This window comes from Agromyces sp. MMS24-JH15, from assembly GCF_043518605.1.
GTDB lineage: Bacteria > Actinomycetota > Actinomycetes > Actinomycetales > Microbacteriaceae > Agromyces.
In genome coordinates this window covers 2,453,407-2,468,333 of sequence record NZ_CP171358.1, presented here as the reverse complement: position 1 = coordinate 2,468,333, position 14,927 = coordinate 2,453,407, and the positions used below count along the sequence as shown (strand labels likewise).

Sequence of the window (14,927 nt, the reverse complement as noted above, 5' to 3'; positions counted from 1 at the left end):
GAGAATGCTAACCGAGTTAGCGAACCTCGGTGTTCGTCACCACGATCGTGTGCGACTGGATCTCGCGGATCCGAGTCAGGACCACCGAGCGCAGCTCCTCGGGCGCGTTCTCGCGGCACGCGCGCTGCACGGCCTCGGTGAGGACGAGCCCCACCTTCAGCTCGCCGCTGCAGTCGACGCAGTGCTCCATGTGCTCGCGCACATCCGCTGCATCCTCATGGCGCAGCTCGTTGTGCAGGTACTCCTCGAGTTCGGCCTTGGCCTTCTCGCAGCCGCAGTCGGTCATCGTGGGCTCCTCGGCGTGGTCTGCTGCGTGCGGGATCTGGGCGCAGGCTCGGCCGCAGCATAGCCCTGCGAGCGCGCGTAGTCGGCGAGGGACTCGCGGAGCATGCGCCGGCCACGGTGCAGGCGGCTCATCACGGTCCCGATCGGGGTGTGCATCATGTCGGCGATCTCCTGGTACGCGAAGCCCTCGACGTCGGCGAGGTACACCGCGATCCGGAAGTCCTCGGGCAGGGACTGGAGCGCGTCCTTCACGCTGCTGTCCGGCAGGTGGTCGATCGCCTCGGCCTCGGCCGAGCGGCCCGCGGTCGCGGTCGTCGACTCGGCGCCGCCGAGCTGCCAGTCCTCGAGCTCGTCGATCGTGCCCTGATAGGGCTCCCGCTGCTTCTTGCGGTACGTGTTGATGTAGGTGTTCGTCAGGATCCGGTACAGCCACGCCTTGAGGTTGGTCCCCTGGGTGAACTGCGCGAACGCGGCGAACGCCTTCACGAAGGTCTCCTGCACCAGGTCCTGCGCGTCGGCGGGGTTCTTCGTCATCCGCAGCGCCGCCGCGTAGAGCTGGTCGAGGTACGGCAACGCCTGCTCCTCGAACAGCTCCCCCAGCGGACGTTGCTCATCCGGTGCCTGCACACCGGTCTCGTCGGCACTCATCACGGGCCATCCTAGGACCTGCACCTCGGAGGACGCCGGGCGGCGGGTCGACAACGCGACCGGCCGGTCGATCACCTCGAATGTCACGCACGAACTCCTTCCCGCCCTGCGGCGCTACTGTAGGTAACCGATGCAGATTTCGAGGTATTCCGCTCCCGAGTTCGACCCGTACGGCGACGCCGCACCCGACGACGAGCCGGGCGGCTGGGCGGCACCGGTCGCGACCGGGCCGCTCGACGCGGTGCTCTCGCTGCCCGGTTCCAAGTCGCTGACCAACCGCGAGCTCGTGCTCGCCGCCCTCGCCGACGGGCCGTCAGTGCTGCACGCCCCGCTCTGGTCCCGCGACAGCGAGCTCATGGTCGAGGGGCTCCGGGCCCTCGGCACGGCCTTCGAGCGCATCCCCGGCGCGGGCGGATTCGGCGACGACCTCCGGGTCGTCCCGGCCGACGAGCTCACCGGGTCGACGACCATCGACTGCGGCCTCGCGGGCACCGTCATGCGCTTCCTGCCTCCCGTCGCCGCGCTCGCGCTCGGGCCGACGACCTTCGACGGCGACGAGTACGCCCGCAAGCGGCCGATGTCCGGCGTCATCGACGGGCTCCACGGGCTCGGCGTCGACCTCGACGACGACGGCCGCGGCACGCTCCCGTTCACGGTCCACGGCACGGGCCGGGTCGGCGGCGGCGTGCTCGAGATCGACGCGTCGGCGTCCAGCCAGTTCGTGTCCGCCCTCCTGCTGTCCGCGGCGCGGTTCGAGCAGGGCGTCGACCTCCGGCACACCGGCGAACGCCTGCCGAGCCTGCCGCACATCGAGATGACGGTCGCCGCGCTCGCCGCTCGCGGCGTCGAGGTCGCCTCGCCCGAGGTGGGCCGCTGGAGGGTCGCACCCGGCCCCATCGCCGCGATCGACGTCGACATCGAGCCGGACCTCTCGAACGCCGCGCCGTTCCTGATCGGCGCGGTGGTCGCGGGCGGCCAGGCGACGATCACGGGCTGGCCGGCCTCGACGACCCAGGTGGGCGCGCAGCTGGCCGACCTCCTCCCCCGCTTCGGCGCCCGGGTCGAGATCGAGGGCGGGCGCTTCACCGTGCACGCCCCGGCGCGCGGCGCGGACGGCGGGCGGGGCATCCGCGGCGTCGACCTGCACCTCCCCGAGGCGGGCGAGCTGGTCCCGAACCTGGTCGCGCTCGCGGCGCTGGCCGACGGACCGAGCACCTTCACCGGCATCGGGCACATCCGCCACCACGAGACCGACCGCATCGCGGCCCTCGCGGCGGAGCTCACCGCGCTCGGCGGCCGCGTGACCGAGTCCGAGGACGGCCTGCGGATCGATCCCGCGCCGCTCCACGGCGGCGACTGGCACGCCTACGCCGACCACCGGATGGCCACGAGCGGGGCGATCATCGGCCTCGCGGTGCCGGGCGTGGTCGTCGACGACATCGGCTGCACGTCGAAGACGCTGCCGCAGTTCACCGAGCTCTGGGGGCGGCTGCTCGGATGAGCTGGTGGGACCAGGACGACGACGAGGACGAGCCCGACTACGACGAGTCCGACGTCCGGGTCCGCCCGAACCGGCGCGGCAGCCGCCCGCGGACGAAGACCAGGCCAGAGCACGCCGACGCGGTGACCGGGACGGTGCTCGGCGTCGACCGCGGACGCTACGCCGTCCTCGCAGCCGAGGGCACGGCCGACGAGCGCGAGCTCGTCGCGGCCCGTGCCAGCGAGCTGCGCCGGAAGTCGGTCGTCACGGGCGACCACGTCGACCTCGTCGGCGACGTCACGGGCGCGCCCGGCACGCTCGCGCGGATCGTCCGGATCGGCGACCGCACGACCCTGCTCCGCCGGAGCGCGGACGACACGGACGAGGTCGAGCGCGTGATCGTCGCGAACGCCGACCAGATGCTCATCGTCGTCGCCGCGGCGAACCCCGAACCGCGAATCCGGCTCGTCGACCGGTACCTCGTCGCGGCCTACGATGCCCGGATCGCGCCGCTGCTGTGCGTCACGAAGTCCGACCTCGCCGACCCGGGGCCGTTCCTCGAGAACTTCGCGGGCCTCGACTTCCCCGTGTTCCTGAGCGGGCGCGACCGCATGCCGCTCGACGCGATCCGCGAGTCCCTGATCGGCCATCGCACGGTGTTCGTCGGGCATTCCGGCGTCGGCAAGTCGACGCTCGTCAACGCGCTCGTGCCGGGAGCCGACCGCGCCATCGGCCGCGTGAACGCCGTCACCGGCCGCGGTCGCCACACGTCCTCGTCGACGGTCTCGCTGCGCGTCGAGTCGCCCGACGGACACGGCTGGGTGATCGACACGCCCGGCGTGCGATCGTTCGGCCTCGGCCACGTCGACCCCTCGAGCCTGCTCGGCGCCTTCACCGAACTCGCCGAGATCGCGGAGAACTGCCCGCGCGGCTGCACCCACCTGCCGGATGCCCCGGACTGCGCGATCATCGAGACCGTCGGCGCCGGGGCGCTCGGCGATGCCGGCCGCGCGCGGCTCGACTCGCTGCAGCGACTGCTCACGACGTTCGCGAGCGGCTGAACGGGCGACCCGCACCGTCCACGCCTGCCTAGCATGGACGGATGACCGACGCACGACTCGCCCCCGGCGACCTCGCTCCCGATTTCACGCTGCTCGACCAGCACGGCGCCCCGCTCACCCTCTCGGAGCTGCGCGGCGAGCGCGTGCTGCTGTACTTCTACCCGGAGGCGATGACGCCGGGCTGCACCACGGAGGCGTGCGACTTCCGCGACCACCTGAACTCGTTCGCCGGCGCGGGCGTGCGGGTCCTCGGCGTCTCCAAGGACGACGTGGCGAAGCTCGCGCGGTTCGCCGAGCGCGACCACCTGAACTTCACCCTGCTCAGCGACGAGGACCTCGCCGTGCAGCAGGCGTACGGCGTGTGGGGCGAGAAGTCGCTCTACGGGAAGATCGTCGTCGGGAGCATCCGATCCACGTTCCTCGTGGGCGTCGACGGCCGCATCGAGCGCGTGTTCTACAACGTGAAGGCGACCGGACACGTCGCGCGCCTCCGGCGCGAACTCGGCATCGACTGACCGCCACGCCGACGGCACGGCCGTCGAGCGCACGGCGCTCGGCGGCCGCCGTCGTCAGTGCTCCGCGGCCTCGGGCGCCCCACTCGTCGCGGAGGAGTACGCGAGCCGGACCGGCGTCCACAGCAGGAGGCCGATGACGACGATCGCGGGGATCAGCAGCAGCCAGCCGACGTCCGGCCGGGCGAACAGGCCCTGGAAGGCGCCGACCGCGACCGAGATCTGCAGGACCTGCCACACGATCGCAGCCGCCCGCGTCCACGACGCCCGCAGGTACGAGCCGACCGCGACCGCGCCGACCCAGAGCGCTCCGATCAGCACGAGCACGATGAGCGCGATCGCGGTGGCGTAGCTCGACGGCTGGAGCACGACGAGGTCGACGATCAGCCACACCGCGACCGCGGCGACGGCGAGCGCCTCGGCGGTCAGCAGGACGCTCACGGTCACCAGGGCGGCCCGAACGGCGCCCGTCGAAACCCCCCGCTCGGGCGGTTCGGTCGTCCCACTCACAGCGATATCCCATGCACGGCTATTGATTCGCCTTCCGCCCTATGCGACCATATTTGAGGCCGAGTTGATGCTCACAGGGACGTGAGCCGATCAGTTCTTGATCCTACTTCCCGAGATTCGGCTTCCCCCCCAATGCAGCGACAGCTTGATCGGCGCGCGCCGAGTCACGCCGCTGCGGACCGAAGTACGCAACAAGGAGCATCTCCATGGATTGGCGCGACAAAGCCGCCTGCCTCACGGCCGACCCCGAACTGTTCTTCCCGGTCGGCAACACCGGCCCCGCGGTCGACCAGATCGAGAAGGCGAAGGCCGTCTGCGCCCGGTGCACCGTCACCGAGATCTGCCTGCAGTACGCACTCGAGACCGGTCAGGACTCGGGCGTCTGGGGCGGCCTCAGCGAGGACGAGCGTCGCGCCCTGAAGCGCCGCGCCGCCCGCGCCCGCCGCGCCGGCTGACACGCCTCCGCGTCACCCGCGCTCGTCGCACACCGCGATCGACCCCCGCACCTCGCGGGGGTCGATCGCGGTGTGCGGCGTGCGCGGTTCGGGCGCAGCATCCCGCGACGTCCATGAGCACGCCCAGCGCGAGCCGCGCGTGAACCCGGTCAGCGCGAGCCGCGCCTGATCCCGCTCAGCGCGAGCCGCGCGTGAACCCGCTCAGCGGGCGAAGCCCGTGATCCAGCGCAGCGGGACCTCGATGGTCACCTCGGTGCCGCGCCCGACGAGCGTGTGCCAGTCGATCGTGCCGCCGAGCTCGCCCTGGATGAGCGTGCGGACGATCTGCGTGCCGAGGCCCTCGCCGACCTTGCCCTCGGGCAGGCCCGAACCCGAGTCGCGCACCTGGACGGTGAGCATCGTGTCCGAGCGGTCGGCGCTGATCTCCACGTCGCCCTCCTGGCCCGCGAGGCCGTGCTCGACCGCGTTCGTCACGAGCTCGGTGAGCGCGAGCGCGAGCGGCGTCGCGTACTCGCTGGGCAGGACGCCGAAGCTCCCGGACCGCTTCGGGTGCGCGGTCGTGTTGTGCGCGGCCGCGACCTCGGCGACGAGCAGCAGGGCGCGGTCGAAGACGTCGTCGAAGTCGACGCTCTGCGAGAGGCCGCCCGACAGCGTGTCGTGCACGACCGCGATCGCGCCGACGCGCCGCATCGCCTGGGTGAGCGCTTCGCGCGCCTCGTCGGAGTGGGTCCGCCGAGCCTGGATGCGCAGCAGGGACGCCACCGTCTGGAGGTTGTTCTTCACCCGGTGGTGGATCTCGCGGATCGTCGCATCCTTGGTGATGAGCTCCTGCTCCTGGTGACGCATCTCGGTCACGTCGCGCGACAGCACGATGGCGCCGATCCGTTCGCCGCGGTGCCGGATCGGGATGGCCCGGAGCGAGACCGTCACGCCGCGGGACTCGACGTCGGTGCGCCACGGGGCCCGCCCGGTGACCACGAGCGGGAGCGACTCGTCGACCACGAGCTTGCCGTGGAGGAGGCGGGTGGTCACGTCGGCGAGGGACTCGCCTTCGAGCTCGTCGTCGAAGCCCATGCGGTTGAACGCGGAGAGCGCGTTGGGGCTCGCGAAGGTGGTCACGCCGTCGACGTCGAGCCGGATGAGCCCGTCGGAGGCACGAGGGGCGCCGCGTCGTGGGCCGGTGGGCGCGCCGTGGTCGGGGAAGTCGCCCGAGGCGATCATCTGGAACAGCTCGCCCGCGCAGTCGTTGAACGTGAGCTCCTGGCGGCTCGGGGTCCGCGTCGCGCTCAGGTTGGTGTGCCGGGTCAGGATCGCGACGGGTGCGGACGCGACCTGGGTCCCGGTGGTCGTCAGGCGTCGCATGACCGGCACGGCCCGCACGCGGGTCGGCATCTCCTCGTACCAGTCGGGCGAGGACGAGTCCACGATCCGGGCGGAGGTGAACGCCTCGGTCACCAGGTCGCGCCACTGGGGCTTGATCGGCTGGCCGACGAAGTCGCGGTAGAACAGGGTCGCCGCGCTCGAGGGCCGCGAGTGGGCGACGGCCACGAAGTCGTCGTCGTTCGCCGGCACCCAGAGCACGATGTCCGCGAAGGCCAGGTCGGCGAGGAGCTGCAGGTCCCCGACGAGCATGTGCAGCCAATCGACGTCCGGCTGGGTGCTGCGGCCCTGCGCGAGGACGAGGTCACTGAGGGTCGACACGCGTCCAGCGTAGTGCGGCGCGCCCCAGCGCCCGAACCGGCGCGGCGGACGGTGACGCCGGGCACCGGCTCCTAGCCCACCGGGACCGGCCCGGATCGCGCGCGCGAGCGCGGGAGGCCGACGCGGCGGGCGCGCGCCGCCGTGGTCGGGGCCGGCGCGACCCGGTCGTCGACGTAGTCGCGGATCGCGAGCCGCAGCGGCGACCTGGGCGCCGCCTCCCGGAGCGGTCGCGCGGCCAGGATCGCCGCGTCGCACGCCCGCGGATCGTTCGGGAGCAGGATCGCCCCCGTGATCCCCGCGAAGCGGCGCAGGGTCTGCCGGACCTGCGCGCCCGCGTCGATGCCGAGCGCGCTCGCGCGCACCCGGTTCACGACGACGTCCACGCGCTCCGGATCGACGAGTTCGGCCAGCTCGGCATGTCCCCGCAGCAGCCGGGCGAGGCCGATCGGATCGGCCAGCCCCACCGCGATCACGCGGTCGGCGGCGGCGAACGCGGCGAACGTCGCGGCATTCCGCCTGGGCCCGAAGGGATCGCCGAGCACCTCCTCGTCGCGCTCGAGGCTGAACCCGGTGTCGACCACGACGTACTCCACCGTCGCCGCGATCGCGTCCAGCGCGGCCGTCACGCGCTCGTCCGCGAGCTCTGGCCATCGGGACGGCCCGATGAGCCCGGTGAACACCGAGAAGGCCGCACGCGGGGCCGTCGCGCGCTGCGCGATGCGGTCGAGTTCGCCGCGATCCAGCGCACCCGCGCCCGCGAGCCGACAGGCGGACGCGAAGCCGGGCGCCTCGTCCAGCAGGCCGAGCGACGGTGCGATCGCACCGCCGTACGGGTCCGCGTCCACGAGCGCGACCCGGTGTCCGCTCGCGGCGAGCTCGGCCGCGAGGTTGATCGCGAGCAGGGTGCGGCCGGGCGCGCCCGCGGGCCCCCAGACCGCGATCACGCGCGCGCGACCGGCGGGCGGCGGCGGATCGCCGACCCGGGTGGGCGTGGCGACCGCGCCCGAGACGAGCCGATCGACCTCGGCCCACGCGGCGTCCGCGTCGAGGACCTCGTGCAGCCCGAGCCCGGCCGCGTGCGCGCGCTCGCGGTCGTCGTGCGCGAGCGCCACGAGGCGGATGCCCCGCTCGTCGCACGCCTGCAGCAATTCGGCCGAGAGCGATCCGCGTCCGGCGCCGACCAGCACGACCTCGGGGCGGAGCGGCGACAGGGCACCGACGACGTCGCGCCAGCCGACGAGCCGCGCCAGCACCTCGTGGCCGTGCTCGACGAGATCCGCGAGCAGGCGATCCTCGATTCCCGGTTCGAGCGCGAGGACGAGCCGGGCCATCAGTCGCCTCCCGAGGCGCGCGCCCCGACGAGGTCGATCGCGTCGCCCGCGGCCAGCGCCTGCAGCAGCGCGGCCACCCGCTCGCGCGGCACGAGCAGCTCGACCTCGCGCCCCTCGGCGGCGACGAGCCGGTCCGCCTCGACGAGCCCGGCGACCACCGCCCCCGGAACGAGGACGGCCGGTGCGCCGAAGACGCCGTGCTCGACCTGCTCGGCCCCCCACACGTCGACCGCCGCGCCCGGACGCACGCCGGCCGCGAGCGCGCCGCGCGTGGTCACGACGATGCTCGCGGTCCGGCCGTCCGCGCGGTCGTCGACGGCCGCCGCCGGGACGAGCTCGCCGGCCCCGATCGTGCGGACGACGACCAGGCCGTCGTCGGGCAGCGCGCCGGCCGCGAGGTACCGGTCGGCGGTCGCCTCGTCGATCCGGATGCTCCGGACCGCGAGGTCGGATGCCTCGAGCCGCGTCCCCGGGACGACGGTCTCCCGGACCGCGTACACCTCGACGCTCTCGTCGAGCGCGGCGACGAGACCCCAGACGCCCAGCGTCGAACCCGCGACGAGCGCGAACCCGATCAGCAGGCGCGGGTCGACGCGGACGGCGCCCCGGTCGGAGCGGACCTTCGGACTCGACATCGGGATCCCTTCCCCGGCGCCCGTGCACCGGCCGCTCCATGGTCGCGCCGAACCCGGGAGGACGCCGTGAAGTTATCCACACGAAGGCCCGCGCGCGCGCTGCCGCCGCATAATCGTTCAATGACCATCCGGCGTGCATCCGAGCTCGGCCGCTTCCTCACCGTCGCCGAGGTGGCGGAGATCCTGGCGGTCGACGTGACCGTGGTCGATTCGCTCATCCGCTCGGGTGAACTCCCCGCGATCCGCGTCGGCCAGCCGTCGGGGCCGCTGCGCGTGGAGACGACGCAGCTCGACCTGTGGGTCGAGGGCCAGTACGCGGAGACGCGGAGCAGTGTCGGGTTCGAGCAGGGCGAGTTCGCGAACGTGTTCGAACTCTCCGGCGCCGACGCGCCGGCGCGCCGGCTCCGCGCCGTCGACTGACCGCCGCGACTACCCGAACGCGACCAGGCGGATCCGTTCGATCGGGACGATCCGGTACCCCTGCACCTCGCGATCGCGGCGGGGTACGCCCGGTTCGTGCAACGCGAGGTCCACGTGGTCGCGCGCGACGCGGTCGAGCGTTCCGGGGAAGTCGCCGTCGAGCGTCGAGACCCGCACCGCGATGCGCCGCCGGCTGAGGTCCCGGAACACGAACGTGATGCCGATCCGGTCGGCGAGCCGCGTGGCGCGTTCGGCGACCGGTTCGAGACTCGGCAGGAGTCGGTCGCGCATGGGCAGCACCGCGGCGATCGCCGCGAGGGGGACGATGCCTTCCGCTCCCCCGCGCGCTGCGTCGGCGAGCTCGCCCGCGAGCCAGTCCCGGCCGAACGCGGTCGGGCGGAGGTACCGACGCTCGCCGCCGACGAGTTCCAGTCCGACGGCCTGGGTGCGACCGTCCGGGCCGGGCTCGGCGAGGGCGATGAGCCGATCCCGCAAGGTCAGGCGCGAGAGCCGGAGGCGCTCCTCCTCGAGCGCGAGCGCCCGTTCCTCCTCGCGCTCCTCGCGATCCAGCTGGGCGCCCAGGTCGTCGAAGAGGAGGTCCCAGCGCATGGAGCGACGCTAGCCCGCGCGCACCTCCGCGGAGCCGAGTTCTCCACAATCGGTCACAGCCCTTGACACTCGAAACGGATGGACTTTACCGTCTCACTACGACCCTCGGCGTCCCCCCGGACGAGGGGCGTCGCGCTGTCCCTCCCCCGGTCGCCCGCCCTACAGGAGCTCGATGTCCGCCCTCCGCACTGCCGTCACGCAGCCCACCCCCACCCGGTACTCCGGACCAGGCCTCGATGACGAACTGTTCGGTCGCCAGCCCGCTCGCCGGAGCGACCTGCCGGACCCCACGGCCCTGCTCGGCAACCTCGCGCACTGCGTGCTCGAGGTGTTCGCGGGCGCGCGCGACCTCGATCAGCTCGCCAGGTGGGTGACCGACGACGTCTACCGCAACCTCGCCAAGCGCGTGGTGCTCAGCGCGCGGGCTCGCCGCGCCAAGGGCGTGAGCCCGCAGCGCCCGGTCTTCTCGATCGGCCGGGTGCACCTGTGCGAACCCGCCGACGGCGTGGTCGAGGGCGTCGTCATCGTGCACCAGCGGCACCGCACGCGCGCCGTGGCCATCCGCCTCGAGGGGTTCGACTCCCGGTGGCGGGCGACGGTCATCAGCGTGCTCTAGCCCGCACGGGCGCGAATGCAGGATGCCCCGGTCGCGTTCGCGACCGGGGCATCCTCGTTCCGTCGGCGGGACCGCCTAGTTCCCGCGGCGCTCCTGGGCGCGGCGCTGGGCGCGGTTCTGCGGCTCGTCCTCGGCCGCACCGCCCGTCGTCTGGCCGAACGCACCGCGTGCGGGCGGCTCCTGGGGCTGCTGCGGCTGCGCCTGCTGCGCGGCGACGGCGCGACGCGCGCGCTGGGTCGCGGCCTGCTGCACCTGTCCGCGATCGTTGCGCACTTCGACACCGCCCGAGTCGCTCGGCGCCGAGTAGCTCAGCTTCTCGGCCGGAGCGGACGCCCGCGACAGTCCCTTCGCCTCGACCGCCGGGCCGGCGGCGCCCTGCGGGGCGACCTCGACCTCGAGGTTGAACAGGAAGCCGACCGTCTCCTCGCGGATGGAGCCCATCATCTGCTGGAACATCGCGTAGCCCTCGCGCTGGTACTCGACCAGCGGGTCGCGCTGCGCCATCGCGCGCAGGCCGATGCCGTCCTTCAGGTAGTCCATCTCGTAGAGGTGGTCGCGCCAGCGGCGGTCGATGACCGAGAGGACCACGCGACGCTCGAGCTCGCGCATCGCGGGGGAACCGAGCTGCTCCTCGCGGCGCTGGTACGCGAACTTCGCGTCCGAGAGGATCTCCCGGCGGATGAAGTCGCGGTTGACCTTGCCCTTCTCGCCCGCCTCGGCGACGACCTCGTCGATCGTGATGCCGATCGGGTAGAGCGTCTTCAGCTCGACCCACAGGGCGTCGAAGTCCCATTCGTCGGGATTGCCCTCGGCGGTGTGCTGGTCGAGCACCTCGTCGATGACGTCCTCGAGGAAGTGCTGCGTGCGCTCGTGGAGGTCGTCGCCCTCGAGGATGTGGCGGCGGTCCGAGTAGATCGCCTCGCGCTGGCGGTTCAGCACGTCGTCGTACTTGAGGACGTTCTTGCGGATCTCGGCGTTGCGCGCCTCGACCTGCGACTGCGCCGAGCGGATGGCCCGCGAGACGACCTTCGATTCGATGGCGACGTCGTCCGGCACGCCGCGCGACATCAGGCTCTCGGCCGCGCCCGCGTTGAAGAGGCGCATGAGGTCGTCGGTGAGCGACAGGTAGAAGCGGCTCTCGCCGGGGTCGCCCTGGCGGCCGGAGCGGCCGCGGAGCTGGTTGTCGATACGGCGCGACTCGTGGCGCTCGGTGCCGAGCACGTACAGGCCTCCGGCCTCGAGCACCTTCTCGGCCTCGCCCTCGACCTCGGACTTGACCGCGCCGAACACCGCGTCCCACTCGGCCTCGTACTCGGTGGGCGTCTCGGCCGGGGAGAGCCCCTTCTCGTGCATCCGCTGGACCGCGATGAACTCGGCGTTGCCGCCGAGCATGATGTCCGTGCCTCGACCGGCCATGTTCGTGGCCACGGTGACGGCGCCGTAGCGCCCGGCCTGGGCGACGATCGCGGCCTCGCGGGCGTGGTTCTTCGCGTTCAGGACCTCGTGGCGCACGCCCTTCTTGGCGAGCAGGCGCGAGAGGTATTCGCTCTTCTCGACGCTCGTGGTGCCGACGAGGACGGGCTGGCCGGCCTTGTGCCGCCCGACGATGTCCTCGACGACCTGGGCGAACTTCGCCTCCTCGTTCTTGTAGACGAGGTCGGGCTGGTCGAGGCGCACCATGGGCTTGTTCGTCGGGATGGGCACGACGCCGAGCTTGTAGGTGGACATGAACTCGGCCGCCTCGGTCTCGGCGGTGCCGGTCATGCCCGAGAGCTTCTCGTAGAGGCGGAAGTAGTTCTGCAGCGTGACGGTCGCGAGCGTCTGGTTCTCGGCCTTGACCTGCACGCCCTCCTTCGCCTCGATCGACTGGTGGATGCCCTCGTTGTAGCGGCGGCCGACCAGGATGCGACCGGTGTGCTCGTCGACGATGAGCACCTCGCCGTTCATCACGACGTAGTCCTTGTCGCGCTTGAACAGGGCCTTCGCCTTGATCGAGTTGTTCAGGAACGAGATGAGCGGCGTGTTCGCGGACTCGTACAGGTTGTCGATGCCGAGGTAGTCCTCGACCTTCTCGATGCCGGGCTCGAGGACTCCGACGGTGCGCTTCTTCTCGTCGACCTCGTAGTCCTCGCCGGGCACGAGCCGCTCGGCGAGCCGCGCGAACTCGGTGAACCAGCGGTTCGCCTCGCCCGAGGCCGGGCCCGAGATGATGAGCGGCGTGCGCGCCTCGTCGATGAGGATCGAGTCCACCTCGTCGACGATCGCGAACCAGTGGCCGCGCTGGACCATGTCCGCGGCCTGCCACGCCATGTTGTCGCGCAGGTAGTCGAAGCCGAACTCGTTGTTCGTGCCGTACGTGATGTCGGCCGCGTACTGCTCGCGCCGCTGTACGGGGGTCTGGCCGGCCAGGATGCATCCGGTCGTCATGCCCAGCGCGCGGAAGACGCGACCCATGAGCTCCGACTGGTACGACGCGAGGAAGTCGTTGACCGTGATGACGTGCACGCCGCGGCTGGTCAGCGCGTTCAGGTAGGCGGCGGTCGTCGCGACGAGCGTCTTGCCCTCACCGGTCTTCATCTCGGCGATGTTGCCGAGGTGCAGCGCCGCGCCGCCCATGAGCTGCACGTCGAAGTGGCGCATCCCGAGCGTGCGACGGCTCGCCTCGCGGACCGCCGCGAACGCCTCCGGCAGCAGGTCGTCGAGGGACTCGCCGTTCGCGTACCGCTCGCGCAGTTCGACGGTCTCGTGCTTGAGTTCCTCGTCGCTGAGGTGCGTGAAATCCTCCTCCAGGGCGTTGATCGCCTTGGCGTAGTTCTCGAGTCGCTTCAGGGTTCGGCCCTCGCCAACGCGCAGGACCTTTTCCAGAATCGAAACCACGGATGCTCTCCTGTCATCATCGGGTGCTCAGCCGCCGGTGGCGGCGCACGCCGGATGCCGCCGGTGCAGGCGGACTCACTGCCATCGTAGCCGCCGGGCGCGGGCCCGCATGCCGGTGCCGACCGGGCGTGCGGGGACCGGCGCACGGCGGCGCCCCGGGCGATCCAGCCCGGGGCGCCGTCGTCGGTCGGGGTCAGGCGCTCACGCGCTGCGCCTCCACGGCGGCGGCCTCGCCCGAGGCCTCGCCGTGCTCGTCGAGGCCGATCACGCCGTAGTCCCAGCCCTTGCGGCGGTAGACGACGCTCGGCCGGCCGGTCTCCTGGTCGACGAAGAGGTAGAAGTCGTGGCCGACGAGCTCCATGAAGTACAGCGCGTCGTCGACGGTCATGGGACTGGAGGCGAACACCTTCCGGCGGATGACGACCGGGCAGTAGACGTCCTCCTCCTCGGCCGCCGGGGCCTCCGCGGGGGCGGGGACTCCGCCGTTGCGCACCGCCTCGAGGACCTCGACGCCCGCGGCCTGCACGCCGGCGAACGAGAAGCCGCCGTCGGTGGCCTCGCGGAGCGAGGTGGGTCGGTGCTGGCCGCGGTGGACCTTCCTGCGGTCCTTCGCCCGCCGGACCCGCTCGAGGAGCCGGCCGAGCGCCACGTCGAACGCCGCGTACTTGTCCGAGCCGTCCGCCTCGGCGCGGACCACCGGTCCGGGGCCGAAGAGCGTGAGCTCGACGCGGTCGGGCCCGGGGACGCCGTTCTTCTCACCCGGACGCACGAGCTTGACGTCCAGCGAGATCGCGCGTTCCGCCAGGTGGGAGACCTTGTCGGCCTTCTCGGTCACGTACGCACGGAATCGGTCGGTAACCCCCAGGTTGCGTCCGACGATGTTCAGTTCCATGACGACCTCCATCTCCGGCGGGCCACCCGGTCTGAAGGGTGGACGGGCCACGCCTGTCCTGTCACCGTACGCCCCGTTCCTGACAATGTCACGAACATGTCACGACGCGTTCGCCTCCGATTCCGAGTCGGCGGATCGCGCGCTCGGGAACCGCCGCGGCGTCTCGGCGAGCACCGCCGCGCCGACCACCTCCGCGCCCGCCGCGGCCAGCGCGCGGCGGGCCTCCGCGAGGGTCGAGCCGGTGGTGAGCACGTCGTCGACGAGCAGGAACCTGCGACCTGCGAGCGGATGCCTCGCGCGGAGCGATCCCTCGGCGTTGCGACGCCGGGACGCCGCATCGAGTCCCGCCTGGTCGGCGTGCGCCCGAGCGAACCGCAGCACGCCGGCGGACCGCAGGCCGAGCCGACCGAGCAGCACCTCGACGGGCGCGTACCCGCGCGCGCGGCGCGCCTCGGGGCTCGACGGCACCGTGCAGAGCTCGATCCCCCGCGCTCGGGGACGCCGACCCGGCGCGTCCTCGCCGGGCCCGGCCTCGGCGAGCGCGGCCCCGACCGCCGCGCCGAGCGCCGCTGCGAGCGGCGCCGACGCGTCCGTCCGCCCGCCGTCCTTGAGGGCGCCGAGCACCGCGGCGACCGTGCCGCGGTACTCGAGCGCGGCATGCGCCCGGACGCCCTCGCGCACGACGGGGTGCACGGCCGACGCGAGCGCCGCGAGGCATCCGTCGCACACGCTCCGATCGGGCCGGCCGCAGCCCGCGCACGCGACGGGCAGGAGCACGGCCGCCGCATCGCGGAACGCGGCGAGCCAGGCCGGCTCGGCGGCGTGGCTTGGCCGGACGGGGAGGCCGGCCTCGGCCGGCTCGACGAGTCGGGGCATCCGCCCAGGCTGTCCCGGG

16 protein-coding genes are annotated in these 14,927 nt (G+C 72.6%); 6 read left to right on the top strand and 10 right to left on the bottom strand.

The genetic code is table 11. The features are described from left to right. Positions 1-16 precede the first annotated feature (16 nt). Both ACDF64_RS11175 and ACDF64_RS11170 read right to left on the bottom strand, forming a co-directional pair. On the bottom strand, positions 17-286 hold the full coding sequence (locus tag ACDF64_RS11175) for a zf-HC2 domain-containing protein (protein WP_394551292.1): 270 nt from the start codon (positions 284-286) through the stop codon (positions 17-19). After that, the gene (locus tag ACDF64_RS11170; RefSeq protein WP_394555117.1) at positions 283-933 is read right to left on the bottom strand and encodes a sigma-70 family RNA polymerase sigma factor; all 651 of its coding nucleotides are present in this window, start codon (positions 931-933) and stop codon (positions 283-285) included. Before ACDF64_RS11170 ends, ACDF64_RS11175 begins: the two co-directional genes overlap by 4 nt. Positions 934-1,063: 130 nt before the next feature. Between ACDF64_RS11170 and aroA the strand changes: the two genes are divergently transcribed. The 3 genes from aroA to bcp are packed head-to-tail and all read left to right on the top strand — an operon-like array spanning position 1,064 to position 3,989. Then, positions 1,064-2,434 (top strand): 3-phosphoshikimate 1-carboxyvinyltransferase, encoded by a 1,371-nt coding sequence (aroA, locus tag ACDF64_RS11165; RefSeq protein ID WP_394551291.1) that lies wholly within the window; start codon positions 1,064-1,066, stop codon positions 2,432-2,434. After that, positions 2,431-3,474, top strand: coding sequence for a ribosome small subunit-dependent GTPase A (rsgA, locus tag ACDF64_RS11160; protein WP_394551289.1), 1,044 nt, complete (start codon positions 2,431-2,433; stop codon positions 3,472-3,474). Before aroA ends, rsgA begins: the two co-directional genes overlap by 4 nt. 41 nt (positions 3,475-3,515) lie before the next feature. After that, positions 3,516-3,989: a thioredoxin-dependent thiol peroxidase gene (gene bcp / locus ACDF64_RS11155; RefSeq protein WP_394551287.1), complete on the top strand. Its 474-nt coding sequence runs from the start codon at positions 3,516-3,518 to the stop codon at positions 3,987-3,989. A 54-nt stretch (positions 3,990-4,043) separates the two neighbouring features. Here the strand turns inward: bcp and ACDF64_RS11150 are convergent, their stop codons facing one another. Beyond that, positions 4,044-4,433, bottom strand: coding sequence for a hypothetical protein (locus ACDF64_RS11150; RefSeq protein WP_394551286.1), 390 nt, complete (start codon positions 4,431-4,433; stop codon positions 4,044-4,046). A 269-nt stretch (positions 4,434-4,702) separates the two neighbouring features. Here ACDF64_RS11150 and ACDF64_RS11145 point away from each other — a divergent pair, with 269 nt between their 5' ends. Next, positions 4,703-4,951 (top strand): WhiB family transcriptional regulator, encoded by a 249-nt coding sequence (locus ACDF64_RS11145; RefSeq protein WP_055859573.1) that lies wholly within the window; start codon positions 4,703-4,705, stop codon positions 4,949-4,951. A 201-nt stretch (positions 4,952-5,152) separates the two neighbouring features. Here the strand turns inward: ACDF64_RS11145 and ACDF64_RS11140 are convergent, their stop codons facing one another. The 3 genes from ACDF64_RS11140 to ACDF64_RS11130 all read right to left on the bottom strand — a co-directional run bounded on the left by ACDF64_RS11140 (position 5,153) and on the right by ACDF64_RS11130 (position 8,618). After that, positions 5,153-6,652, bottom strand: a complete 1,500-nt coding sequence (locus ACDF64_RS11140; RefSeq protein WP_394551283.1) for a sensor histidine kinase — start codon at positions 6,650-6,652, stop codon at positions 5,153-5,155. 71 nt (positions 6,653-6,723) lie between these two features. Further along, complete coding sequence (locus ACDF64_RS11135; RefSeq protein WP_394551282.1) at positions 6,724-7,983, bottom strand: CpaE family protein; 1,260 nt, start codon at positions 7,981-7,983, stop codon at positions 6,724-6,726. Then, positions 7,983-8,618: a hypothetical protein gene (locus tag ACDF64_RS11130; RefSeq protein WP_394551279.1), complete on the bottom strand. Its 636-nt coding sequence runs from the start codon at positions 8,616-8,618 to the stop codon at positions 7,983-7,985. Before ACDF64_RS11130 ends, ACDF64_RS11135 begins: the two co-directional genes overlap by 1 nt. Positions 8,619-8,738: 120 nt before the next feature. Between ACDF64_RS11130 and ACDF64_RS11125 the strand changes: the two genes are divergently transcribed. Next, the gene (locus tag ACDF64_RS11125; protein WP_394551277.1) at positions 8,739-9,038 is read left to right on the top strand and encodes a helix-turn-helix domain-containing protein; all 300 of its coding nucleotides are present in this window, start codon (positions 8,739-8,741) and stop codon (positions 9,036-9,038) included. Positions 9,039-9,047: 9 nt separating this feature from the next. On the opposite strand, the gene ACDF64_RS11120 is transcribed toward ACDF64_RS11125, so the two are convergent. Continuing rightward, the gene (locus tag ACDF64_RS11120; protein WP_394551276.1) at positions 9,048-9,647 is read right to left on the bottom strand and encodes a hypothetical protein; all 600 of its coding nucleotides are present in this window, start codon (positions 9,645-9,647) and stop codon (positions 9,048-9,050) included. A 172-nt stretch (positions 9,648-9,819) separates the two neighbouring features. Here ACDF64_RS11120 and ACDF64_RS11115 point away from each other — a divergent pair, with 172 nt between their 5' ends. Further along, the gene (locus ACDF64_RS11115) at positions 9,820-10,263 is read left to right on the top strand and encodes an Rv3235 family protein (protein WP_394551274.1); all 444 of its coding nucleotides are present in this window, start codon (positions 9,820-9,822) and stop codon (positions 10,261-10,263) included. Positions 10,264-10,338: 75 nt separating this feature from the next. Here the strand turns inward: ACDF64_RS11115 and secA are convergent, their stop codons facing one another. From secA to ACDF64_RS11100, 3 genes are all read right to left on the bottom strand, one after another. Continuing rightward, a complete protein-coding gene (secA, locus tag ACDF64_RS11110; protein WP_394551271.1) occupies positions 10,339-13,140 on the bottom strand; it encodes a preprotein translocase subunit SecA in 2,802 nt (933 codons plus the stop codon). 193 nt (positions 13,141-13,333) lie between these two features. Next, a complete protein-coding gene (gene hpf, locus ACDF64_RS11105; RefSeq protein WP_394551269.1) occupies positions 13,334-14,032 on the bottom strand; it encodes a ribosome hibernation-promoting factor, HPF/YfiA family in 699 nt (232 codons plus the stop codon). Positions 14,033-14,131: 99 nt separating this feature from the next. Further along, the gene (locus tag ACDF64_RS11100; RefSeq protein ID WP_394551267.1) at positions 14,132-14,908 is read right to left on the bottom strand and encodes a ComF family protein; all 777 of its coding nucleotides are present in this window, start codon (positions 14,906-14,908) and stop codon (positions 14,132-14,134) included. Positions 14,909-14,927: the final 19 nt, after the last annotated feature.

What these genes read in the sequence shown, in the direction of transcription:
- ACDF64_RS11175 (WP_394551292.1), bottom strand. Translation starts at nt 286, where the DNA reads ATGACCGACTGCGGCTGCGAGAAGGCCAAGGCCGAACTCGAGGAGTAC.
- ACDF64_RS11170 (WP_394555117.1), bottom strand. Translation starts at nt 933, where the DNA reads ATGAGTGCCGACGAGACCGGTGTGCAGGCACCGGATGAGCAACGTCCG.
- aroA (WP_394551291.1), top strand. Translation starts at nt 1,064, where the DNA reads ATGCAGATTTCGAGGTATTCCGCTCCCGAGTTCGACCCGTACGGCGAC.
- rsgA (WP_394551289.1), top strand. Translation starts at nt 2,431, where the DNA reads ATGAGCTGGTGGGACCAGGACGACGACGAGGACGAGCCCGACTACGAC.
- bcp (WP_394551287.1), top strand. Translation starts at nt 3,516, where the DNA reads ATGACCGACGCACGACTCGCCCCCGGCGACCTCGCTCCCGATTTCACG.
- ACDF64_RS11145 (WP_055859573.1), top strand. Translation starts at nt 4,703, where the DNA reads ATGGATTGGCGCGACAAAGCCGCCTGCCTCACGGCCGACCCCGAACTG.
- ACDF64_RS11135 (WP_394551282.1), bottom strand. Translation starts at nt 7,983, where the DNA reads ATGGCCCGGCTCGTCCTCGCGCTCGAACCGGGAATCGAGGATCGCCTG.
- ACDF64_RS11130 (WP_394551279.1), bottom strand. Translation starts at nt 8,618, where the DNA reads ATGTCGAGTCCGAAGGTCCGCTCCGACCGGGGCGCCGTCCGCGTCGAC.
- ACDF64_RS11125 (WP_394551277.1), top strand. Translation starts at nt 8,739, where the DNA reads ATGACCATCCGGCGTGCATCCGAGCTCGGCCGCTTCCTCACCGTCGCC.
- ACDF64_RS11120 (WP_394551276.1), bottom strand. Translation starts at nt 9,647, where the DNA reads ATGCGCTGGGACCTCCTCTTCGACGACCTGGGCGCCCAGCTGGATCGC.
- ACDF64_RS11115 (WP_394551274.1), top strand. Translation starts at nt 9,820, where the DNA reads ATGTCCGCCCTCCGCACTGCCGTCACGCAGCCCACCCCCACCCGGTAC.
- hpf (WP_394551269.1), bottom strand. Translation starts at nt 14,032, where the DNA reads ATGGAACTGAACATCGTCGGACGCAACCTGGGGGTTACCGACCGATTC.
- ACDF64_RS11100 (WP_394551267.1), bottom strand. Translation starts at nt 14,908, where the DNA reads ATGCCCCGACTCGTCGAGCCGGCCGAGGCCGGCCTCCCCGTCCGGCCA.